We start from the raw sequence: 18,968 nt of genomic DNA on the forward strand, positions 1-18,968 counted from the left end.
TGTTTTATGCGTTGGGAAAATATTTCGAAATGACGAGCAGTCGGCTAAAGCTCGCCGGGCGGCGCCGGAAAAGTGCTCCACATCCATAATTCAGGTTTCGAGTGATGCACCCGCCCTGATCCAGGGCGCCGTCTGAGACGTTTCCGAGTTGATCATCTCGATCGGATTGCCCTTGAAGATAACGCTGCCGCCATTCTGCCCGGCGCCCGGACCCATCTCGATAATCCAGTCGGCTTGTGTGATGACGTCGAGATTGTGCTCGATCACCAGCAACGTGTTGCCGCTGTCGGCCAGCCGCCCCATCAACCTGACCAGCCTTGCCACATCCGACATGTGCAACCCTGTTGTCGGCTCGTCGAGGATGAAGATGCGTCCGATATTCTGCAACTCCGTTGCCAGCTTGATGCGCTGGCGTTCGCCGCCAGAGAGACTGCTCAGGGGTTGGCCAAGCGTCATGTAGTCAAGGCCGACCTCGGCCACACGGTCGAGTGCCGGGCGGATGTCCGGCTCGTGGAAGAAGCGCTGGGCGTCTGAAACGCTCATGCTCAGCACGTCGTCGATGTTCTTGCCGCGAAGCTTGTAAGCGAGCACCGCGTCGGTGAACCGTCGGCCGTGGCAGACCTCGCAAGCGCTGACGATGGTGTCCATGAAGGCCATATCCATGCGGGTGACACCGAGCCCTTTGCACCCCGGACAGGCCCCGGCCGAGTTGGAACTGAACAAAGAGGCACCGACGCTATTGGCTTCGGCGAATAGTTTTCGGATTGGGTCGAGGACCCCTGTATAGGTCGCCGTGTTCGAGCGTATGGAGCCGCCCAGCGCACCCTGGTCGATGCATACGGCGTCGGGGTAGCGACGCGAGAACACGCCGTTGATCAGTGAACTCTTGCCCGAACCGGCAACGCCGACGACCGCAGTGAGCACCCCTTGTGGAATGTCGACGCTGACGTTCTTGAGGTTGTGGAGGTTGGCGTTGCGCAGCTTCAACCAGCCTGTCGGGGGGCGCAGCACCGCTTTCGGGTGCGGTCGGGCCTTCATGAAGCGGCCGGTTAAAGTGTCGGATCGTTCGAGATCGGCCACCTTGCCCTCGAAGACGACGCGCCCACCACTCTCGCCCGCGCCCGGACCCATATCGATGACATGGTCGGCGATGGCGATGATCTGAGGATCGTGCTCGACCACCAGCACAGTGTTGCCCTTGTCGCGGATCTCTCGTAGCTGATATAGCCGAGCCCGATGCCAGTCATGTGGTCAAGTCGGGCGCAGAGCGCCGCGACGATCGGCACAGCCGCGGTCGTTGAAATTTCCGCGACAATGGGCACAAGATCGCTGGCCGGCATGGCGGCAAGGTCGGCTATGCTGTTGCCGTTGATCTTGCATGCCAGGACTTCCGGCCGCAACCGCGCCCCATGGCAATCCGGGCATAGCCCGCTGGTCACCACGCTCTCCAGCGCCTCGTTCCGGTCTGAACTCGACCGGTTGTGCAGAAAGCTGCGGTGAAAGCGCGGGATCAGCCCCTCATACATCGAACTCGCCCACCAGCCTTTGGCCGGATGCGGCGGCTTGTGTGGCTCGGCATTCAGCAAAAGCTCCCATTCCTCGGGACTGTAGTCTTCGAGTTTCTTGTCGTTGTCGAAATAACCCGACAGCACATAGCGCTTCCAGCGCGCGCTGCCGACAGCGAGAAGCGGGAAGCGGATAGCGCCATCGTTGAGTGATTTCGAGCGGTCGAGCAGTGCGTCGACATCAACCGTGGTGATGGCGCCGATCCCCTCACAGCGCGGGCACATGCCGTCCGGATGGTTGAAGGAAAAGACGCTGGACAGGCCGACAAATGGTTCGCCGACCCTGGAAAACAACAGCCGCAACAGGGCTTGGATGTCGGTGGCTGTGCCGACGGTCGAGCGGGCATTGCCGCCTAGGCGCTTCTGATCAACAACGATCGCCACCGCCAGATTCTCGATCAAATCCACGTCTGGCTGTCCATAGTGCGGCAGGCGATGGCGGGCGAAGGAACTGAAGGTCTCATTGAGTTGGCGCTGCGATTCCGCCGCGATTGTATCGAATACCAGCGAGGACTTTCCCGAACCCGAGACGCCGGTGAAAACGGTGATGAGCTTTTTTGGAATGTCGATGCTGACGTTCTTGAGATTGTGCTCGCGGCTGCCGACGACACGAATGGCCTCATGACTTTGCAGTTCGTGAGACCGCCAGGCGGTTTTGCGCAGGGGAGATCCGGTCATTTCCGGCTCGCGAGTTCAGTCAGCGGGATGGCGCACGTGCGGACCGGTTTGCTCGATTATCGGCGGCCCATATGGAAAAACTCGCTATATGCGGTCTGGTTCCCAACCAGGGCGGCTTCGCTGGAACATGCGATCGGCAACGTGCCCGACGCGTCGTTTTGCATGGGACGAAGCCGTGCGGGACAGGTCTTAGCGGAGATCCTTCGGCCTGAGGCAATGCGTCAGCCGCGCTCCGCCGAAGGCGAGATCCGTCCAGTCGGTGTCAACGGTGAAACGGGCCAGCGCCGCGGTCGGGAATTTTTCCTCAAGCCGGTTCCGAGCGGAGCCATCCGATTGGGAACCGGCAAGGCGCCGTGCGAATTCTTCCAGGCCGGGATTGTGGCCCAGCAACAGAATGGTGTTGGTTGCGGCCTTTACCTTGCTCAGCTCGGCGAGAATGTCCGCCGCCGTCGCTTCGTAGAGCGCTTCGACAAATTCGACAGGCGCCTCCATGGGCCACTCGGCCGCCACCAGCCGCCAGGTGTCGCGGGTGCGCAGCGCCGGCGACACCAGCGCCAGGTCCGGCAGCCAGCCGCGCGCCGCAAGCTCGCGCCCGATCGAGCGCGCCGCCTTCACTCCGCGTTCGGCCAAAGGCCGATCGAAATCATCAAGGCCAGGGTCGTCCCAGCTGGATTTGGCGTGACGAAGCAGGAGAAGCTGTTTCATCGTCACGCTCTCGCCTCACGGCGTGATGCGCGCCAGATGCTCGAGGTCGGTTTCCTCGCGCAGCGGGTCGGGGGCCATCACCACCGAAGTGCCGTTGTCGGCATCGTCGGCAAAGTGGGCAAGCACGGTGCGGCCGGCCTCCATGCGCGCCTTGCCTTCGGCAACCAGTCCCAATGCCAGCGGATAGAGCCGGTGCTCGGCCTTCAGCACGCGGGCTGCCAAAGTATCGGCGGTGTCGCCGACCATCACCGGCACGGCCGCCTGTGCGATGATCGGACCGTCATCCATCTCGGAGGTGACGAAGTGCACGGTGCAGCCATGGATGCGGATGCCGGCGGCCAGTGCGCGCACATGGGTGTCGAGCCCCTTGAACGCCGGCAGCAGGGCAGGGTGGATGTTGATCATGCGGCCCTGCCATCTCTGGACGAAGCCGGGGGTGAGGATGCGCATATAGCCGGCCAGCGCCACGATCTCGGCGTTGAAGGCCGCGAGCGCCGCGTCTATTGCCGCGTCATGCGCCTGCTTGCTGCCATGGTCGGCACGCGAGACGATCTGCGTGGCGATGCCGCGCGCTCTGGCGATGCCGAGCCCGGCGGCGTCCGCCTTGTCGGAAATGACACCGACGATCTCGGCCGGGAACGCCGGGTCGCTGGCCGCGGCAATCAGCGCGGTCATGTTGGAGCCGCGCCCCGAGATCAGGACGACGGTGCGTTTCCTCTGCGCGTTCATAGGCCGATCGAGCCCCGATAGATAACGCCGGCGTCGCGGCGCGGCACGATGCGGCCGATCGGCGTCACCGTCTCGCCGGCCTCCTGCAGCACGGCGGCGACCTGTGCTGCCTGGCCGGACGCGACCGCCAAGATCATGCCGATGCCGCAATTGAAGGTGCGCATCATCTCTTCCGGCGCCACGCCGCCAGTCTTGGCCAGCCACGAAAACACCGCAGGAACGTCGATCGCCTCGAGATCGAGTTCGGCCGAAAAATCCTTGGGCAGCACGCGCGGGATGTTTTCCGGGAAGCCGCCGCCGGTGATGTGGGCGAGCGCCTTGATACCATGCGTGTTGCGGATCGCCTTGAGAATCGACTTGACGTAGATGCGGGTCGGCTCGAGCAGCGCCTCGGCCAGAGTGGCCTCGTCGTTGAACGGCGCCGGATCGCTCCACGACAGACCGCTGACGGCGACGATGCGGCGCACCAGCGAATATCCGTTCGAGTGCAAGCCAGAGGAAGCCAGGCCCAGCAGCACGTCGCCTTCGACAATATCGTCGGTGGGCAGCAGTTGGCCGCGTTCGGCGGCGCCCACCGCAAAGCCGGCCAGGTCGTAATCATTGCCGTGATACATGCCGGGCATCTCGGCCGTCTCGCCGCCGATCAGCGCGCAGCCGGCCTGGCGGCAGCCCTCGGCAATGCCGCCGACGATTGCGGCACCCTGGTCGGGATCGAGCTTGCCGGTGGCGAAATAGTCGAGGAAGAACAGCGGTTCGGCACCTTGCACGACGATGTCGTTGACGCACATGGCGACGAGGTCGATGCCAATCGTGTCGTGCTTGCCGGCATCGATGGCGATCTTGAGCTTGGTGCCGACGCCGTCATTGGCCGCCACCAGCACCGGGTCGGTAAAGCCCGCGGCCTTGAGGTCGAACAGGCCGCCGAAACCGCCGATCTCGCCGTCGGCGCCCGGCCGGCGCGTCGCGCGCACCAGCGGCTTGATCTTCTCGACCATGAGATTGCCCGCGTCGATATCGACACCGGCCTCGGCATAGGTGAGCCCGTTCTTGCGCTTGTTCACGTCGCGCTTGCTCATTTCTGGTGCCCGTTCAACAATTTTCCTTGTCGCGGGCTCTTCGCATGAACGGTTTCTGTCCGCAAGGATAACGGCCATTTCGGCCCATAAAACCGTGGACAGGGCACGCGTATAGGCGCTCGTGATTGGCGAAAGCCAAGCTGAAAGCCGCTCTCCCGTGCGGGAGATCGGCAGCTTCTCCCTTGTTGCCACCCGCTATCTTCATCATCTATCTCCGACCAAGAGGAGGTGCCAAGCATTTGACCATCCCAAACCTGATCACCATCCTGCGCCTTATCCTGGTGCCGGCGGTGGTGCTGGCGATGCTGCAGGCGCGCTGGGACTGGGCTTTTGCCGGGTTCCTCGTCGCCGGCATTTCCGACGGCGTCGACGGGTTCATCGCCCGCCGTTTCAACCAGCAGTCCACGCTCGGCGCGTATCTCGACCCGGTGGCCGACAAGCTGCTGCTGGTTTCGGTGTTCGTGGTCATGAGCTTCATCGGGCAATTGCCGCTGTGGCTTGTCGTCATCATGGTGTCGCGCGACGCGTTGATCGTCTGCGCGGTGGTGTTGTCCGCCGTCATGACCCATCCGGTCGAGATGAAACCGTTGTTCGTGTCGAAGGCCAACACCGCGATCCAGATCGTGCTGGCCGCGCTTGTGCTGGGAGAACTTGCCCTTGCCGTTCACTTCGACCCGCTGAGGTCAGCCCTCATATTGCTGTCCGGGGTCTTGACCGTGGCTTCGGCCGCAGCCTATCTCGTCACTTGGCTGAGGCACATGAGCGGCTATGGCGAAGGCTCCACTCCGGACATCTGAGACAGAAGCGGCAGCGATCGAGGCCGCGGCCGCCGACATCGCCGCGTCCGCGACCTTTCGCCGGCAGATCTTCTTCTGGCTGGCCGGTGCCGCGCTGCTGGCGCTTTTCCTCTATGTTTTCAGCGCCATCCTGCTGCCCTTCGTCGCCGGCATGGTGCTGGCCTATTTCCTCGATCCCGTTGCCGACCGGCTGCAGCGGCTCGGCCTGTCCCGTTTCATGGCGACGGTGGTCATCCTCATCACCTTCCTCATCGTGCTGGTGCTGGCCTTCGTCATCCTCATTCCGGTTCTGGCCACGCAGATGGCCGATTTCGCCGGCAAATTGCCGGAATATCTGACCCGGCTGCAAAGCCTGATCACCTCGTTCGATCCGAAATGGCTGGAACAGAAGTTCGGCGTCAACGCCAACAGCTTGCGCGACGGGTTGAATTCGCTGCTGACCTCGGGCTTCGGCCTGGTCACCACCGTCTTCACCTCACTGTGGAGTTCCGGCATGGCGCTGGTCTCGGTGGTCAGCCTGTTCGTGGTGACGCCGGTGGTCGCCTTCTACATGCTGCTCGACTGGGACCGCATGGTGGCGGTCATCGACGGTTGGGTGCCGCGCGACAACGTCCAGACCGTGCGCGCCATCGCTCGTGACATCAACACCGCAACAGCCGGCTTCGTGCGCGGCCAGGGCACGCTGTGCCTGGTGCTGGGCGCCATGTATGCCACCGGGCTGACGCTGACCGGACTGAATTTCGGCATCCTCATCGGCCTGTTCGCCGGGCTGATTTCCTTCATCCCCTATGTCGGCTCGCTGACCGGGCTGGTGCTGGCCGTCGGCGTCGCCTTCGTCCAGTTCTGGCCGGACTGGACGATGATCGTCGCGGTCGCGGTCGTGTTCTTCATCGGCCAGTTCATCGAGGGCAACATCCTGCAGCCGCGGCTGGTCGGCAAGAGCGTCGGCCTGCACCCGGTATGGCTGATGTTTTCGCTGTTTGCCTTCGGTGCGCTGTTCGGCTTCGTCGGCTTGTTGATCGCGGTGCCGGCTTCTGCGGCCGTCGCCGTGCTGGTGCGGTTCGCCATTGCCCGCTATCTCGAATCGCCGCTCTACAAGGGCCGCGGCGCGGCACCTGTGCCGCAGCTCCCGGCCGATCGCGGCGGCGGCCACCGCACGCAACCGCGTCGCTGAAGTGACCGCCCAGCCAACCGACCCGCCACGCCAGTTGCCGCTCGATCTCGGCCATGGCACCGGCTATTCGCGCGACGAACTCGTCGTCTCCGGCACCAACAACCAGGCCGTGGCGCTGGTCGACCGCTGGCCGGACTGGCCATCGCCGGTGGTGGTGCTGGCCGGTCCCGCGGGTTCGGGCAAGACGCATCTGGCCTCGATCTGGCGCGCGCGTGTCAATGCGGTGGCGGTCGACGCCAGGCGCATCGGCGACAGCATTGCCAATCTCGGCGCGCGGCCGGCGCTGATCGACGATGTCGATACCGGCGCGGTCGATGAACAGGGCCTGTTCCATCTGATCAATACGGTGCGTGGTGCCGGGTCGACGCTGCTCCTGACGGCGCGCCGCTTCCCGTCCGCCTGGCGCGTCACGCTGCCTGATCTCGCCTCACGGCTGAAAGCGGCGGCGACAGTCGAAATTCATGAGCCCGACGATCTCCTGCTCGCCGGCGTCATCACAAAACTCTTCGCCGACCGTCAGATCGAAGTCGAACCGCATGTCGTGCAGTATCTGGTCCGCCGTATCGAGCGCTCGCTGGCGACAGCGATGCGCGTGGTGGAGCGGCTCGACCGGACCGCGCTCGAACGCAAGACGCCGATCACCAGGGCGCTGGCAGCCGAAACCGTCAACGCCATGGATGAAGGGCAGGGCGAATTCGAGATTTAGCTGAGAGGTCAGTCTCAGAGCCACATTACGGCGAAATGACGGACCGCGAGGTAGACGGCAGAGTGAGCGGCGATATAGCCGGCGGCGACCAGCACAAACATTCCGATACTGACACGCCAGGAGCGGGAGACGACGGCGCCTGGGGCCTGCCTCGCCTGTCTGCGGCTTTCACGGTTGTTCCACATCGCCAGCGCGGCGCAGGCAATTGCCCACGTCACCATGAACGGAACGGTGATGCCGGCATAGGCAAAGTAGGCCGGTCCGAAAAGCGACACCCAGGCATCCATTCCAAGCATCTGAACCCCCTGTTGCCGAACCGGCCACGAATCCACGACCGGAGCCGGAGCAAGTGACCATATGGCTGCGCCGGGCATTGGGCTGTGAGGGGATGGTCGGAGTGGAGAGATTCGAACTCCCGACCCTCTGGTCCCAAACCAGATGCGCTACCAGGCTGCGCTACACTCCGAACGGTCTGTTGCCTATTCATTTCGGTGGTGCATGGCAAGTGCAAAAACCTGCGAGAGCAAAAACCTTGCCGCCGTGCGCATTGCGCAGTAATGACGGGCGAAGGGTGGCGATGCTGCCTTGCACAAGAACGAGGTGGCCATGTCCGCGCGCATTTTCAGCCCAGCCAAAACCGCGATGCAGTCCGGCAAGGCCAAGACCGGCCACTGGGTGCTGGAATTCGATCCCGAGACGCGCAAGAAGATCGATCCGCTGATGGGCTATACGACGTCGGCAGACATGAGAAGCCAGATCAGGCTTAGCTTCGACACGCGGGAAGAGGCGGTAGCCTACGCCGAAAAGCAAGGGCTCGCTTTCCGCGTCGAAGAGCCGAAAGAGACCAAGCGCCGCCAGATTTCCTATGCGGAGAATTTCCGCTATGACCGCAGGACGCCCTGGACGCATTGAACGGCGGCCAATGCCAGAATATCCAGCCGGCCCAAAGGCCGGCCAGCGGTCCCGTAGCTCAGCTGGATAGAGCACCGGCCTTCTAAGCCGATGGTCACAGGTTCGAATCCTGTCGGGATCGCCAAAGCCTTTCGGTCCGTTCCGGACACATAGGTTACGGTTTATACCGGAGACGTGGGCTTTCAGAGAGCGGCATCGGGCCTCGTGCGCTCAAACCGCCGCGGCCAGAAGCAGCGTTACCCCCAGGACCGTCGACGCATAGATCGTCGCTAGAAGCACGATCGGCCGAGGATACTCGGCGGGTGTCGCGAGGCCGGCAAAGTCGGGATTTCGGGTTTCGGTGCCGGGCCACGGGACGTCGTCGTCGGCGGCGGCGTTGTCATTGCAAGCGCGCACAGAAAAACGCCGGGCTATATCGGCGGCGATCAGAGGATCGTCCGCCACCAATTTCGACCAGTCCGAAACAATGCCGATTTCACGTTTGAACATCGCTCGCCTCCCGTTTGCGCTCTAACAGCGATATCTAAATTATGTTCCACCGATAGTTTGACGAGGCGGACCGCTCTTGGTCACTGCGGCCTTCTGATTGACGAAAATCACGCCTGCTGCCTCCAACCCTCGACGGATGGCAGCCAGCTTGGCCGAACTCGGAATCCTTCGTCCGCTCTCGAAACTGCCAATCGTTCCTTCGCTGAGGCCGCACTTCGCGGCGAGTCGCACCTGCGACCATTTCAGCATCGCTCGTGCGGCTCTGCACTGCTGGGATGTAAGGGGCTGGATCCCTGAAACGGTGGAGCTTCGCTTGTTCACATCCTCAGATCCCTTCGCTTCGGCGGGACATGGCTTTGCACCAGGCGTACCTTGTCCCTATCCACTGTGACCATTGTCCCGAGCGATACCGTGACCTTGTCGCCGTCGATTCGCGTAACGCCGCCGGATAATTCCATCAGCTGGCCCTTGGTCAGCCTGGTCGCCGGATCAATGACCGAATGCGGAAAATTGTAACCGGGGATCGACACGCTGACGCGGTCTTCCGTGACGCGCTTCAGCACCGTCGCCATGACCGCCACTTCGTCGCCGACCTTTATTGCCATGCCACTGATTCTGGGGCGTCATCTGCCGGCGTCAAGGATTAGCTAGATCTGATATAACAAAATCGCGGAATCAGCTTTCTCCATGCAGGGTCGCCCCGACAGCGGCAAATACCGCAAGCCGTCCAACTCTGTTCGGTGATGAGGCGTTGGCGTGGCTCGGGCAGCCGCCCGGCGCCAGCGTATTATTTCGTGACTCCGCCTTTTCGGAACCTTCCTGCGCACAGCGCGTTCGGCCCGCTGTATTCGAGAACCCTCATATAAAAGTGGACAGGCGGGAGGCAAACAAGGGTGGGGAGGAGTGTTGCCATGTCGAAGCGAGAAATAGGCATATCTTCGGCTCTGGATCGGCGTATCGCCGATCTCAAGGCCAAGATGCAGGACGCCCGGATCACGGAATACGAAATGAAAACCTTTCAAAAAGTGGCTTCAGCCATGGGAGGCGACGGAGGTTCCCTGCGCCTCGATGCCGACGACCTGATCGCGGCATCCTTTGTCGTCGATGCGCTGAGTGAGTCAACGCTCAACTGACGACGCGGTCTGGTTCGCGCGCCGTTTTGCCCTTGTCCGGCCGGCAATTGGCTCACGCCTTCAAGCTCTGAAACAGGATGGCTGCTTTCAGCGGCCGTCTTGTGGCACGTTTGCGCAAGCCTCCGTCGCAAGTCACCGATCGGGGCTGGCGGGTGGATTTGATTCCGCCGCCCGACAGAAATTGGAGGGAAAGTCTTATCAATTTGTTTGGGTTGGTGCGTCATAGTAGCGACGGCTAACGGAGTTGAACGGGATGAAGCTCGATCTGTCGCCGACGAGCTGGGGCAGGGTGATCGCTGTCACGGTAGTCGGTACTGCATTCTTCATTGCCGTGGCGTTCTTCGTCGATTCCTTCAATTTCCCCTATCTTTCGCCCGAGGCCGTGTGGCGGGCGAAGATGACCGACTTGTTGCTGCCTTTGGTGCTGGGCGGCTCGTTTCTGTTTTTCCTGATGTGGAAGATTCGCCAGCTGGCCATCGCGCAGCGCGATCTCAGCATCATCGCCGCGACAGACAGCCTGACGGCGGTGCTGAACCGTGGCGCCTTCTCTATGCTGGTCGAAGCCTATCTCGAGCAGACCCGAAAGCAGGAGCAGACCCGTTCGGGGGCGCTGCTGATCATCGACGCCGACCACTTCAAGTCGATCAATGACCGCCTGGGTCACGATTGCGGAGACCAGGCGCTCAAACTGATAGCACAGGCGATCAAAGGGCAACTGCGTGGCGGCGATATCGTCGGCCGCATCGGAGGCGAAGAATTCGGCGTGTTTCTGCCCGGCGTGGACCCCTCGCAATCCTGGGTGGTCGCCGAAAGCATCCGCCGGCGTATCAGGGAGATGGAATTCTCACCCGGCGGCAGGCCTTGTCCGCTTTCCGTCAGCATCGGCGGCACAAGCTTTACCGGCCCGATCACCTATGAGGAAATCTTCTCCGCTGCCGACAAAAGGCTTTACACGGCCAAGTCGAACGGACGCGATCAAGTCAGCTTCGATCCGGCCGGAACGTCTCCGGCGCCTCTGCCCGGGGTTGCCACCGTGCATTGATGGGTGACTCGGGACCGTCGCGCAGCAGTGCTTTGGCTGCCGACATCACGCTAAAGAGATAGTTTTCTCACGCCTGAAGCGCCAGATATCGAAAATCTGTCGACTTATACGCCTTGCTTCGACCAGGAGCTTTTCCGCGGGACTCCGCTTTGGAGCGGAATTTGCGCTGGCTCTCACGAGCCGCTCCTCACTAAGAAGGCTGGTCAACCCGAAGGCCTTCTCACGAATAAGGTCATTTTGCACACACAGTGCGGGCAACAGTTGGTAGATCGCTTTGCTTGACGATGTCGGAAGCGACGGATCGAAGATAACGTGATCGGCGGGCGCATCGAGACTTCGGGCGATCAGATCGCGCGCTGCTTGCTTCGAAATGATGTACCCGGCCGCTCCGATGTGGAACCCATATAGCCTAACAACCGAAAACACCCGACTGACGCAGGTGCGCTTCATCGCGATAACGGTTTTCTTTAGGTAGGTTTCCAGCTTGACGATATCGGCGTTGGCCGGAATCCATCCATCATCGGAAAGCATTGGGCCAGCTGCTTCGGACAACAGGACATCATCCTCGAAGATCGCACCAAAGGCATCCTCACCATCTGCGATGATGGTCCAGCAAACCTTGTGGCTCATAAGGCAAGCCGCTTCCGTGGGAGTTAAACTTGGTGAAGTCGCAGCAAATTCCGGTCGATGCAACGCGTCTACGGCAGGAACCCGGTCGAACGAAACACCAACCTTCGCGAATTCAGCCGTGACATGGGCAAGTCGATCGGGAGACCGATCGAGGTTAATAACCATACATTTCATTGATGCCCCCCACAGGCTATCGGTCGATAATTACTGCCTTGACCTTGAAATAACTTGCTTAACTAACTTGAAATAACTTGCTTAACTAAATAGCGAGACTCTGCAAGGGGTAGGCGACGCAGCTTAGGCTGCCAGTGATGTTTTTGAGCAATAGATGGACGACTTAGCACTCACCGAATGCCCCCGTATTGACGCAACCTGCGTAATGGGCGACCGATATCTCGGGCAGCTAAATACCAGCTGAAGGTAGATATCTCTGTTCACAGCGATTTTTCAGCAGCTGCGTTAGCTCTGCTCGGCCACAAGTAAGGCCACCGATCGCCATGTGGGCAGCACGGCAACGGCCAGATTTTCACTATCGGCAAACAGCCGGCCAAGCTAACAAAGCGCAGCGACCATGATCCATTTGTTCAACGGCTTTCAGGATCCCTTCGGCGGCAGTGACCTTGAAGCTCTGGAACTGTACCGGCTGTTGAGTGCCGATTCCGAGGTGCATCTGTGGGCAACCTCCTCCAGCGTGTCCGGCGAGTTGATGCGGAACTTCCCGATTCGCCGCGTCTCGCTGTCGAAGTGGGATGTCCCGAATGGCGGCACCTACGTCTTTCTCGGCTCGCATTGGCGCAACAAGGTGTGGCCTTACCTGATCCCGCGGCCGCGCCGGCTGATCTATGTCTTCAATACCTTTCACCCGAAAATCATCGCGCTGACGACGCGCATGCCCCGCATGCTGAACTGGCCAGACGCCGAACTGGTGCTGATTTCCGATTTTCAGAGACGGATGCTGCGGGTCGATGGCGTCGTGCATCCATCGCTGATCGATGTCGAACGTTTTTCACCCCGGCGTCTGGCTTCGGATCGTCCGTTCACCGTCGGACGCTTGAGTCGCGACGGGCCGGGCAAACATCATGCCGATGACATACCCCTCTACGAGACATTGCTGGCCGAGGGCACAGCCTTGCGGATTCAGGGCGGGGCAGGGCTCAAGGACAGCCTCATGCCGCATCCGCAACTCGAACTGTTCCCACCCGGCCGATTTTCCGCCGAAGAGTTTCTGCGGACGCTCGACGTGTTTTATTATCGCACCGGTTGGCATGTGGAGACCTTCGGTCGCGTCGTGTTGGAGGCGATGGCCTGCGGTTTGCCTGTGGTCTGCCATTCCCATGGCGGCTATTCCGACCACATAAGGCATGGCGAAAACGGTTTCTTGTTCGAGACGACTGAACAGGCGTTGCGCATCCTTGCCGATCTCAAAGCCGATCCGGCATTGCGGGCGACAGTGGGAAAAAGGGCGAGGGAGTCCTTCGAACAGATCTATTCTTCCCAAGCTGTGCGACAGAGGCTGGATTTCTATTTGCGTTAGCCCGGCGTCTGAAACCGTCTGCCCGGCCGGTTTGGCATCCAGATCGACATCGCGTTAAAGGGTGAGCACCCGAATGGCCTCCGGGTGGGTGGTGGGCTTCGGCGCGGAAACAGACTGTGCAGGACTTCTATCGATGACATTGATGGGCGCGGCGGCACTGCTGATCCTGATCCTGACTTACGCCGGTGTTGCAATTGGCCGCATCCCCGGCCTGCGCCTCGACCGGGCGGGGATCGCGCTTCTCGGCGGGGCCGCGATGATCGCCATCGGCGCGCTCAGCATGGAGGATGCCTACCGGGCGATCAATTTCGACACCATCACGCTTCTGCTCGGCATGATGATCGTGGTGGCGCATCTGAAGGTGTCAGGCGCCTTTCGCGGCCTTGGCGCCATCGCCATCGAGCACGCGCACGCGCCCTTCATGCTTTTGGTGATGGTGACGCTGCTGACCGGCGTGCTGTCCGCCTTCCTGGTCAACGACGCCATCTGCCTCGTCATGGCGCCGATCGTCGTCCATGTCACCCGTGTGATCAAGCGCAACCCGATCCCCTATCTGATCGCCACCGCCACCGCGTCGAATTGCGGCAGCGTCGCCACCATCACCGGCAATCCGCAAAACATGGTCATCGGCGCGCTGTCGGGCATTTCCTATCCGGCCTTTTCGGCAGCGCTGGCTCCGGTCGCCCTTTTCGGCCTCGTCGCGGTCGTTGTCATCATCCGCATCGTCTACCGGGCCGAATTCGCCCGAACGGTCCAACTGACGCCCGAGGTCTCGCGTGGCCGCATGCACAAGGGGCAGGTGCTGAAGGCGGTGGTGGTCTGCATCGGGCTGGCAATCGCCTTCTTCGCCGGTGTGCCTGTCGCCAAGGCCGCGCTCATCGGCGGCGCCATCCTCTTGCTTACCCGGGCGATCAAGCCGGAACGCATCTACCGCGAGATCGACGGTCCGCTGCTGTTCATGTTCGCCGGTCTGTTCGTGGTCGTCGCCGGCGCCGAAAAGACGCTTCTTTCGCCAGACATGATCGCCTCGGCAAAGGACCTCGGGCTGGACGATGTCTGGCGTCTGTCCGGATTCACCGCGGTGCTTTCCAACATCATGAGCAATGTCCCGGCCGTGCTGGCGCTGCGGCCTTTCATACCCGGCCTGGAAAACCCCGAGCGCGCCTGGCTGGTCGTCGCCATGAGCTCGACACTGGCCGGCAATTTCACGCTGCTGGGTTCGGTCGCCAATCTGATCGTCGCCGAACAGGCACGCGCCGCCGGCACGACGCTGTCGTTCGGCGCTTTTTTCAAGGTCGGCTTGCCGCTGACGCTGATAACGCTGGCCGCCGGCACCGCATGGCTGGCGTTTGGGTTCTAATGCATGTCGCCCAAAAGTGGCCCCGGTTTTGGCGCAACGACATGCATAAAACCAAAGGCTTAAAGCGCGTCGCGCTTTAGACCTGGCTGCCTGAAATCCGCGCCCGCACCAGCGTCGCCGCGGCGCGGCCGGCGGCCTCGATGTAATCGGGGTTGCGGTGGATCAGCATGATCGAAAAGCAGCCGTCGATCAAAAGCACGATCTCGCGTGCCAAGGCAGGCGGCTCGCCGACGCCATGGTCCGACAAGGCGCCGGCCAGCCATGTTTCGAAATTCAGCTTGTGCCGCGCGCCGACCTTGACCGCCGGATGTCCGGGCATCGAGGCGAGTTCGGCGGCCGTGCGCAGGAAGCCGCATCCTTTCCATTTCGGGTGACGAGCGGACCTCGCCAGATTGGTGAAGATCGCCTCGACCTTGCGATCCGCGCCGCCTTCGGCGGCATCGAACCAGCCGGCCATCCGCTTCAGATTGGGTTGGTCGCGGCCATCGAGATAGGCGGCGATGAGGTCGTCCTTACTCTTGAAATGGTAGTAGAGCGTGCGTTTGGTGAGACCCGCTTCCTCGGCGACGGCATCGACGCTGACGCGACCGATTCCTTCGGCATAGAAGAGCCTGGTCGCGGCATCGACAATACGTTTGCGTGTAGGACTTTGCGTGTCAGGCATGAGCTTAGGTATACCGACTAGTGAATATACACAAGCGGAAAGGGGCATAGTCTTCCGGTCATCAGCATGATGAAGAAGGAAGAGCCAATGACCGATCTTGTCCTCAAGGAACCCCGGGATGGGATTGCCATCCTCACCCTCAATCGGCCGGAGAAGCTCAACGCCTTGAACTATGCCCTGATCGATCGCCTGCTTGCGATCCTTGACGACATTGAAGTCGATGACAGCGTTCGTGCGGTCATTCTGACCGGTGCAGGGGAGCGGGCGTTTTCGGCCGGCGGCGACATTCATGAGTTCTCGGCCAGCGTGGCGCTCGGCGTCGATGTCGCGATGCGTGATTTCGTCATGCGCGGGCAACGGCTGACGGCGAGGCTGGAAGCGTTTCGCAAACCCGTCATCGCTGCCGTCAACGGCATTGCCTTTGGTGGCGGTTGCGAAATCACCGAGGCGGTGCCGCTGGCCATCGCCAGTGACCGCGCTTTGTTCGCCAAGCCGGAAATCAACCTCGCAATGCCGCCGACCTTCGGTGGAACCCAACGCCTGCCAAGGCTCGCCGGGCGCAAGCGGGCGCTGGAGTTGCTGTTGACCGGTGACTGGTTTGCGCCGCCGCGGGCGCTTGAGTTGGGTCTCGTCAACGAGGTTGTGCCGCATGCCGAATTGATGCCGGCCGCGATCGGCCTGGCCAGGCGTATCCTGCGACACTCCGATCTGGCGATTGCCGGCATCCTCACGGCAGTGGCCCGCGGCCTCAACCAGAGCATCGCCGAAGGTTTGCTGGTCGAGGCCGAGCAGTTCGCCCGCATGGCCCCGACCGCTGATCTGCGCGAAGGGCTGAATGCCTGGATGGCACGCCGCGAGCCGGGCTATGACGGCTCGTGGACGCATATCGCGCGTCCCGACGAGGCCAGGCGAGCCTCGTTGGCGCTGGATCAGGGCGCCACCACCAAACGGCCTTTCATGTTGGGGTGAAAGCGGCAGAAATAGTCGACCGGTCCCGCGGCCTTCAATGTCAGGCTTGCGGATTTCTTCGGCGGGATCATCACTTCCCAGCCGCCTTTCACGGTGGCCGTGTGGGCGAACACATCCTTGTTCACCCACTCGATCGTGTCGCCGACCTTGGCCTCGACGGTGGCTGGCGAGAACACCAGCCTGTCGATGATGACCTGGATGGTTTCCGCTCGCGCCGGAACGGTACCGACGGCCAGCGTCAACGCAATCCACAGATAGCGTTTCGGCATGCTCCCGGTCCTTACTTGAGCCTGCCGGCGACGTGCTCGGCGTGCTGCTCATGGCCCTGGAAAATCTTCAGGCCGGTTTCCAGCAGGCCCTTCAGGTCGGCATTCTGCGCCGACGGGATCAAAAGGGTTTCGAGCGCGCCGTTGACCTGCTTGTGGTAGGCGACCTCGTTATCGACATAGGCCTTGTCGAAGGCAGCGCCGTCGAGTTTGGCGAGCTTGGCCCGCTCCTCCGCCGCAGCTTTGGTCAGCGCCTGGCTGGTGGCGTTGTCTTCCGGCGTGACCTTGAGCTTCTTCACCAGATCGAGCGCCTGCACGTTCACGGCTTCGTGGTCGCGCACCATGTCGTTGGCGAAATCCACGACCTCCTTGGTCTTCGATTTTTCGATGGCCAGCTTGGCCGCTTCAACGTCGATGACCCCGGCCGTATAGGCGATGTGGGCGATCTGCGGATCGGTTGGCTTGTCGGCGGCTTGTGCGAACGGGGCGGTGCCGAGCAGCAGCAGGGCGGCGAGCGCGGCAGTGTGTCGGATGGACATGGCATCTCCTTCGCCGGACGCTGAAAATCGCGCCGGACTGTGTTTTCGGTTGACGGTCATTGGATGCTGGCCAGCGGCAAACGTTCCCGCCAAAATCAATTGAATCCGGTGAGGCTCAGCTTTCCAGCCCGAGCCGCCGCATGACCGCGCTGGTCAGTCGTTCGCAACGCCGGCCGGCGAAGGGGAAGGCATCGAGCAGCACCGGCCCGATCTGATCGTCCAGCGCCTTGCGCACCAGGGCGCGGGCGCGGTGCAGCCTTGTCTTGACGGTTTGCGGCCGCACGCCGAGGAGATCGGCGGTCTCCTCGATGCTCAGCCCCTCGATCACCCGCGCCACGAACACCGTCCGGTAGACGTCGGGAAGGCTGTCTGTGGCCTGTTCGACCAGTTGGAGGATCTGCCTTTGCGCCATCGTCCGTTCCGGATCGTCGCTGGGGTGGAGGGGGAACCGGATGATCTCGGCTTGCGGATTTTCCGGCATTGCCACCGTTCTGCGCCTTTTGCGCAGGCGGCCGAGCGCCTCGTTGATGACGATGCGCGACAGCCATGTGGCGAGCGAGGAGTCGCCGCGAAACGCATCGAGATGGGCGAAAGCCTTGAGGTAGGCCTCCTGGACGATGTCCTCGGCCTCGCTGTCATTGCGCACGACGCCGCGCGCGATCCGGTAGAGCCGCTGATTGTGTGTCTTGATGATGGTGCGGAAGGCGTCGCCGTCGCGCGCCAGCGCGCGGTGCACAAGCTGCATCTCGCCTGGCGCAGCGGAAGGCACGGCCGTCAACACAGCAGGCATCGCCACTTTCCTCAACCCAATCTCCGAACCAAGATCTCGATCGGGAGATTGGACGCTGTCGCCGGCAAAAGGTTCCCGAAGATTTTCTGCCGGGCCCGGCGGCCGCTACCCTACAGTGCGAGTGAAGGCTTGTCAGGCAGCCTGCAGGCGCGCTGTGGCCGCCAACAGATCGGTCTGGGTGATCAGCCCGAGAATCCGCTTGTCGTCGTCGACGATGATGACCGCGTGGCTGCGGCCGTCGGTGAGCACGGGCAGCAGACCCATGGCGGCGAAGCCGGCGGCGGCTGTTGCCGCGGGCGATATAACGGATCCGACCGTCCCGGAGGCCTGGGTGAGTTCGCGCAACCCCACGGTGCCTGCCAGCCTGGCCTCCGCATTGACGACCGGCAAGGTCCGGATGTTGTGGTCAAGCAGCAATTGGCGCGCCGCCTCGGTCGAGGTGTGAGCATCGACCGAGATGACATCGCGCGACATGATGTCCTCGCACAGAAGGGTCTTGTGCGCGCGCACCATCGCCTGCAATTCGACCTGCCGCAGCAGCCGGTCGAGATCGTTGCGATCGATATCGAACGTCTCGTCGAGTGCGCCAAGCGCGGCATCGATGTCTTCGGAGCGGAAGCCGACGCGCAGTTGCGCCGGCGGATCGCCGGTGCCGTGGCTGTTCGCCGGCACTGCAACCGGCACATGCGGATAATTGCGCCGGGCCAGCCTGTGGAAGCCGTAGCCGAGCGCCACCAGCAGGATCGAGTTCAGCGCCACCGGAACGAATGGAAACAGGAAGCCGGCGCTGATGACGGCAGGCCCTCCCAGCACCGCGGTCAGCGCGGCCGCTCCTCCCGGCGGATGCAGGCAGCGCGTGAACGACATGGCGGCGATGGCCAGTGCCACCGCGATGCCGCTGGCAAGGGCGGTTTCGTGGATGAAATGCGCCACGATCACGCCGACCAGCGCCGATATCGTGTTGCCGCCGATGATCGACCATGGCTGTGCCAGCGGACTGGCGGGCACGGCGAACAGCAGCACCGCCGACGCCCCCATCGGCGCCACCAGCAGCGGCACATGCGGGCCGTTGCCGAGTACAAGGCTGGCGATCACGCCGGTGAGCGCAATGCCGATCGTCGCGCCGATACAGGCGACGAGACGCTCGCGCAGCGTCGCGCCGGCAAGAATGGGAACAAAAAGGCGGAAAGCCATGGGGTCGAAAACTCTG

At 62.2% G+C, this 18,968-nt stretch carries 24 protein-coding genes and 2 tRNA genes; 10 read left to right on the plus strand and 16 right to left on the minus strand.

The genetic code is table 11. The features are described 5' to 3' along the window. Positions 1-90 precede the first annotated feature (90 nt). From NP503_RS07445 to purM, 5 genes are all read right to left on the minus strand, one after another. Positions 91-1,131, minus strand: coding sequence for an ATP-binding cassette domain-containing protein (locus NP503_RS07445; protein WP_306251738.1), 1,041 nt, complete (start codon positions 1,129-1,131; stop codon positions 91-93). After that, positions 1,050-2,243 carry a hypothetical protein gene (locus NP503_RS07450; RefSeq protein WP_236383102.1) on the minus strand — a complete coding sequence of 398 codons (1,194 nt, stop codon included), beginning with the start codon at positions 2,241-2,243 and terminating at the stop codon, positions 1,050-1,052. The genes NP503_RS07445 and NP503_RS07450 overlap by 82 nt, the downstream gene beginning before the upstream one ends. Before the next feature lie 189 nt (positions 2,244-2,432). Next, on the minus strand, positions 2,433-2,948 hold the full coding sequence (locus NP503_RS07455; RefSeq protein WP_127270733.1) for a histidine phosphatase family protein: 516 nt from the start codon (positions 2,946-2,948) through the stop codon (positions 2,433-2,435). Between the two features lie 15 nt (positions 2,949-2,963). Next, on the minus strand, positions 2,964-3,677 hold the full coding sequence (gene purN / locus NP503_RS07460) for a phosphoribosylglycinamide formyltransferase (RefSeq protein WP_127270790.1): 714 nt from the start codon (positions 3,675-3,677) through the stop codon (positions 2,964-2,966). Next, a complete protein-coding gene (gene purM, locus NP503_RS07465) occupies positions 3,674-4,753 on the minus strand; it encodes a phosphoribosylformylglycinamidine cyclo-ligase (protein WP_027037916.1) in 1,080 nt (359 codons plus the stop codon). The genes purN and purM overlap by 4 nt, the downstream gene beginning before the upstream one ends. A 239-nt stretch (positions 4,754-4,992) precedes the next feature. On the opposite strand from purM, the gene NP503_RS07470 reads away from it, so the two are divergent. From NP503_RS07470 to hdaA, 3 genes are read left to right on the plus strand one after another with little or no spacing between them, the layout of a single operon-like run. Then, entirely contained in the window at positions 4,993-5,550 is a 558-nt protein-coding gene (locus NP503_RS07470) for a CDP-alcohol phosphatidyltransferase family protein (RefSeq protein WP_127270787.1), read from the plus strand. Further along, positions 5,522-6,724 carry an AI-2E family transporter gene (locus tag NP503_RS07475; RefSeq protein WP_127270784.1) on the plus strand — a complete coding sequence of 401 codons (1,203 nt, stop codon included), beginning with the start codon at positions 5,522-5,524 and terminating at the stop codon, positions 6,722-6,724. The genes NP503_RS07470 and NP503_RS07475 overlap by 29 nt, the downstream gene beginning before the upstream one ends. 1 nt (position 6,725) lies before the next feature. Continuing rightward, on the plus strand, positions 6,726-7,430 hold the full coding sequence (hdaA, locus tag NP503_RS07480; protein ID WP_127270782.1) for a DnaA regulatory inactivator HdaA: 705 nt from the start codon (positions 6,726-6,728) through the stop codon (positions 7,428-7,430). A 14-nt stretch (positions 7,431-7,444) separates the two neighbouring features. On the opposite strand, the gene NP503_RS07485 is transcribed toward hdaA, so the two are convergent. Both NP503_RS07485 and NP503_RS07490 read right to left on the minus strand, forming a co-directional pair. After that, positions 7,445-7,726, minus strand: coding sequence for a hypothetical protein (locus NP503_RS07485; RefSeq protein ID WP_127270077.1), 282 nt, complete (start codon positions 7,724-7,726; stop codon positions 7,445-7,447). 93 nt (positions 7,727-7,819) lie between these two features. Then, positions 7,820-7,896 (minus strand) — tRNA-Pro (locus tag NP503_RS07490). 140 nt (positions 7,897-8,036) lie between these two features. On the opposite strand from NP503_RS07490, the gene NP503_RS07495 reads away from it, so the two are divergent. Next, on the plus strand, positions 8,037-8,342 hold the full coding sequence (locus tag NP503_RS07495; RefSeq protein ID WP_023812590.1) for an ETC complex I subunit: 306 nt from the start codon (positions 8,037-8,039) through the stop codon (positions 8,340-8,342). Between the two features lie 47 nt (positions 8,343-8,389). Next, positions 8,390-8,466, plus strand: a tRNA-Arg gene (locus NP503_RS07500). An 86-nt stretch (positions 8,467-8,552) separates the two neighbouring features. On the opposite strand, the gene NP503_RS07505 is transcribed toward NP503_RS07500, so the two are convergent. Genes NP503_RS07505 through NP503_RS07515 form a run of 3 tightly spaced genes read right to left on the minus strand, consistent with a single transcriptional unit; the run spans position 8,553 to position 9,436 of the window. After that, positions 8,553-8,831: a hypothetical protein gene (locus NP503_RS07505; protein ID WP_127270075.1), complete on the minus strand. Its 279-nt coding sequence runs from the start codon at positions 8,829-8,831 to the stop codon at positions 8,553-8,555. A gap of 39 nt (positions 8,832-8,870) precedes the next feature. After that, positions 8,871-9,152 carry a helix-turn-helix transcriptional regulator gene (locus NP503_RS07510; protein ID WP_127270073.1) on the minus strand — a complete coding sequence of 94 codons (282 nt, stop codon included), beginning with the start codon at positions 9,150-9,152 and terminating at the stop codon, positions 8,871-8,873. Then, the gene (locus NP503_RS07515; protein WP_164749088.1) at positions 9,149-9,436 is read right to left on the minus strand and encodes a hypothetical protein; all 288 of its coding nucleotides are present in this window, start codon (positions 9,434-9,436) and stop codon (positions 9,149-9,151) included. The genes NP503_RS07510 and NP503_RS07515 overlap by 4 nt, the downstream gene beginning before the upstream one ends. Positions 9,437-9,742: 306 nt before the next feature. Between NP503_RS07515 and NP503_RS07520 the strand changes: the two genes are divergently transcribed. Both NP503_RS07520 and NP503_RS07525 read left to right on the plus strand, forming a co-directional pair. After that, positions 9,743-9,964, plus strand: coding sequence for a hypothetical protein (locus tag NP503_RS07520; RefSeq protein ID WP_127270071.1), 222 nt, complete (start codon positions 9,743-9,745; stop codon positions 9,962-9,964). A gap of 253 nt (positions 9,965-10,217) precedes the next feature. Then, positions 10,218-11,006 (plus strand): GGDEF domain-containing protein, encoded by a 789-nt coding sequence (locus NP503_RS07525; protein WP_127270779.1) that lies wholly within the window; start codon positions 10,218-10,220, stop codon positions 11,004-11,006. A gap of 45 nt (positions 11,007-11,051) precedes the next feature. Here NP503_RS07525 and NP503_RS07530 read toward each other — a convergent pair whose 3' ends face one another. Next, on the minus strand, positions 11,052-11,810 hold the full coding sequence (locus NP503_RS07530) for a glycosyltransferase family 25 protein (RefSeq protein ID WP_127270453.1): 759 nt from the start codon (positions 11,808-11,810) through the stop codon (positions 11,052-11,054). Positions 11,811-12,207: 397 nt separating this feature from the next. On the opposite strand from NP503_RS07530, the gene NP503_RS07535 reads away from it, so the two are divergent. Beyond that, entirely contained in the window at positions 12,208-13,170 is a 963-nt protein-coding gene (locus tag NP503_RS07535; protein ID WP_127270455.1) for a glycosyltransferase family 4 protein, read from the plus strand. A 133-nt stretch (positions 13,171-13,303) separates the two neighbouring features. Next, positions 13,304-14,530 carry an anion transporter gene (locus NP503_RS07540; RefSeq protein ID WP_127270777.1) on the plus strand — a complete coding sequence of 409 codons (1,227 nt, stop codon included), beginning with the start codon at positions 13,304-13,306 and terminating at the stop codon, positions 14,528-14,530. Between the two features lie 76 nt (positions 14,531-14,606). On the opposite strand, the gene NP503_RS07545 is transcribed toward NP503_RS07540, so the two are convergent. Further along, complete coding sequence (locus NP503_RS07545) at positions 14,607-15,194, minus strand: TetR/AcrR family transcriptional regulator (RefSeq protein WP_164748925.1); 588 nt, start codon at positions 15,192-15,194, stop codon at positions 14,607-14,609. 87 nt (positions 15,195-15,281) lie between these two features. Here NP503_RS07545 and NP503_RS07550 point away from each other — a divergent pair, with 87 nt between their 5' ends. Then, positions 15,282-16,163, plus strand: a complete 882-nt coding sequence (locus NP503_RS07550) for a crotonase/enoyl-CoA hydratase family protein (RefSeq protein WP_127270772.1) — start codon at positions 15,282-15,284, stop codon at positions 16,161-16,163. Here NP503_RS07550 and NP503_RS07555 read toward each other — a convergent pair. The 4 genes from NP503_RS07555 to NP503_RS07570 all read right to left on the minus strand — a co-directional run bounded on the left by NP503_RS07555 (position 16,124) and on the right by NP503_RS07570 (position 18,952). Further along, on the minus strand, positions 16,124-16,432 hold the full coding sequence (locus NP503_RS07555; RefSeq protein WP_127269122.1) for a cupredoxin family copper-binding protein: 309 nt from the start codon (positions 16,430-16,432) through the stop codon (positions 16,124-16,126). The genes NP503_RS07550 and NP503_RS07555 overlap by 40 nt on opposite strands. Positions 16,433-16,443: 11 nt before the next feature. Then, on the minus strand, positions 16,444-16,968 hold the full coding sequence (locus NP503_RS07560; RefSeq protein ID WP_127269121.1) for a DUF4142 domain-containing protein: 525 nt from the start codon (positions 16,966-16,968) through the stop codon (positions 16,444-16,446). Positions 16,969-17,083: 115 nt separating this feature from the next. Next, positions 17,084-17,758, minus strand: a complete 675-nt coding sequence (locus tag NP503_RS07565; RefSeq protein ID WP_127269120.1) for an RNA polymerase sigma factor — start codon at positions 17,756-17,758, stop codon at positions 17,084-17,086. A gap of 132 nt (positions 17,759-17,890) precedes the next feature. Beyond that, the gene (locus NP503_RS07570; protein WP_127269119.1) at positions 17,891-18,952 is read right to left on the minus strand and encodes an HPP family protein; all 1,062 of its coding nucleotides are present in this window, start codon (positions 18,950-18,952) and stop codon (positions 17,891-17,893) included. Positions 18,953-18,968 lie beyond the last annotated feature (16 nt).

The sequence above is a fragment of the Mesorhizobium sp. SEMIA396 genome (assembly GCF_024518615.1).
Taxonomy (GTDB): domain Bacteria; phylum Pseudomonadota; class Alphaproteobacteria; order Rhizobiales; family Rhizobiaceae; genus Mesorhizobium.

What these genes read in the sequence shown, in the direction of transcription:
- NP503_RS07445 (WP_306251738.1), bottom strand. Translation starts at nt 1,131, where the DNA reads ATGGGTCCGGGCGCGGGCGAGAGTGGTGGGCGCGTCGTCTTCGAGGGC.
- NP503_RS07505 (WP_127270075.1), bottom strand. Translation starts at nt 8,831, where the DNA reads ATGTTCAAACGTGAAATCGGCATTGTTTCGGACTGGTCGAAATTGGTG.
- NP503_RS07540 (WP_127270777.1), top strand. Translation starts at nt 13,304, where the DNA reads ATGACATTGATGGGCGCGGCGGCACTGCTGATCCTGATCCTGACTTAC.
- purN (WP_127270790.1), bottom strand. Translation starts at nt 3,677, where the DNA reads ATGAACGCGCAGAGGAAACGCACCGTCGTCCTGATCTCGGGGCGCGGC.
- NP503_RS07570 (WP_127269119.1), bottom strand. Translation starts at nt 18,952, where the DNA reads ATGGCTTTCCGCCTTTTTGTTCCCATTCTTGCCGGCGCGACGCTGCGC.
- NP503_RS07485 (WP_127270077.1), bottom strand. Translation starts at nt 7,726, where the DNA reads ATGCTTGGAATGGATGCCTGGGTGTCGCTTTTCGGACCGGCCTACTTT.
- NP503_RS07495 (WP_023812590.1), top strand. Translation starts at nt 8,037, where the DNA reads ATGTCCGCGCGCATTTTCAGCCCAGCCAAAACCGCGATGCAGTCCGGC.
- NP503_RS07545 (WP_164748925.1), bottom strand. Translation starts at nt 15,194, where the DNA reads ATGCCTGACACGCAAAGTCCTACACGCAAACGTATTGTCGATGCCGCG.
- NP503_RS07555 (WP_127269122.1), bottom strand. Translation starts at nt 16,432, where the DNA reads ATGCCGAAACGCTATCTGTGGATTGCGTTGACGCTGGCCGTCGGTACC.
- NP503_RS07450 (WP_236383102.1), bottom strand. Translation starts at nt 2,243, where the DNA reads ATGACCGGATCTCCCCTGCGCAAAACCGCCTGGCGGTCTCACGAACTG.
- NP503_RS07560 (WP_127269121.1), bottom strand. Translation starts at nt 16,968, where the DNA reads ATGTCCATCCGACACACTGCCGCGCTCGCCGCCCTGCTGCTGCTCGGC.
- NP503_RS07530 (WP_127270453.1), bottom strand. Translation starts at nt 11,810, where the DNA reads ATGAAATGTATGGTTATTAACCTCGATCGGTCTCCCGATCGACTTGCC.
- NP503_RS07475 (WP_127270784.1), top strand. Translation starts at nt 5,522, where the DNA reads ATGGCGAAGGCTCCACTCCGGACATCTGAGACAGAAGCGGCAGCGATC.
- NP503_RS07535 (WP_127270455.1), top strand. Translation starts at nt 12,208, where the DNA reads ATGATCCATTTGTTCAACGGCTTTCAGGATCCCTTCGGCGGCAGTGAC.
- NP503_RS07565 (WP_127269120.1), bottom strand. Translation starts at nt 17,758, where the DNA reads ATGCCTGCTGTGTTGACGGCCGTGCCTTCCGCTGCGCCAGGCGAGATG.
- NP503_RS07550 (WP_127270772.1), top strand. Translation starts at nt 15,282, where the DNA reads ATGACCGATCTTGTCCTCAAGGAACCCCGGGATGGGATTGCCATCCTC.
- NP503_RS07520 (WP_127270071.1), top strand. Translation starts at nt 9,743, where the DNA reads ATGTCGAAGCGAGAAATAGGCATATCTTCGGCTCTGGATCGGCGTATC.
- NP503_RS07515 (WP_164749088.1), bottom strand. Translation starts at nt 9,436, where the DNA reads ATGGCAATAAAGGTCGGCGACGAAGTGGCGGTCATGGCGACGGTGCTG.
- NP503_RS07455 (WP_127270733.1), bottom strand. Translation starts at nt 2,948, where the DNA reads ATGAAACAGCTTCTCCTGCTTCGTCACGCCAAATCCAGCTGGGACGAC.
- purM (WP_027037916.1), bottom strand. Translation starts at nt 4,753, where the DNA reads ATGAGCAAGCGCGACGTGAACAAGCGCAAGAACGGGCTCACCTATGCC.
- NP503_RS07525 (WP_127270779.1), top strand. Translation starts at nt 10,218, where the DNA reads ATGAAGCTCGATCTGTCGCCGACGAGCTGGGGCAGGGTGATCGCTGTC.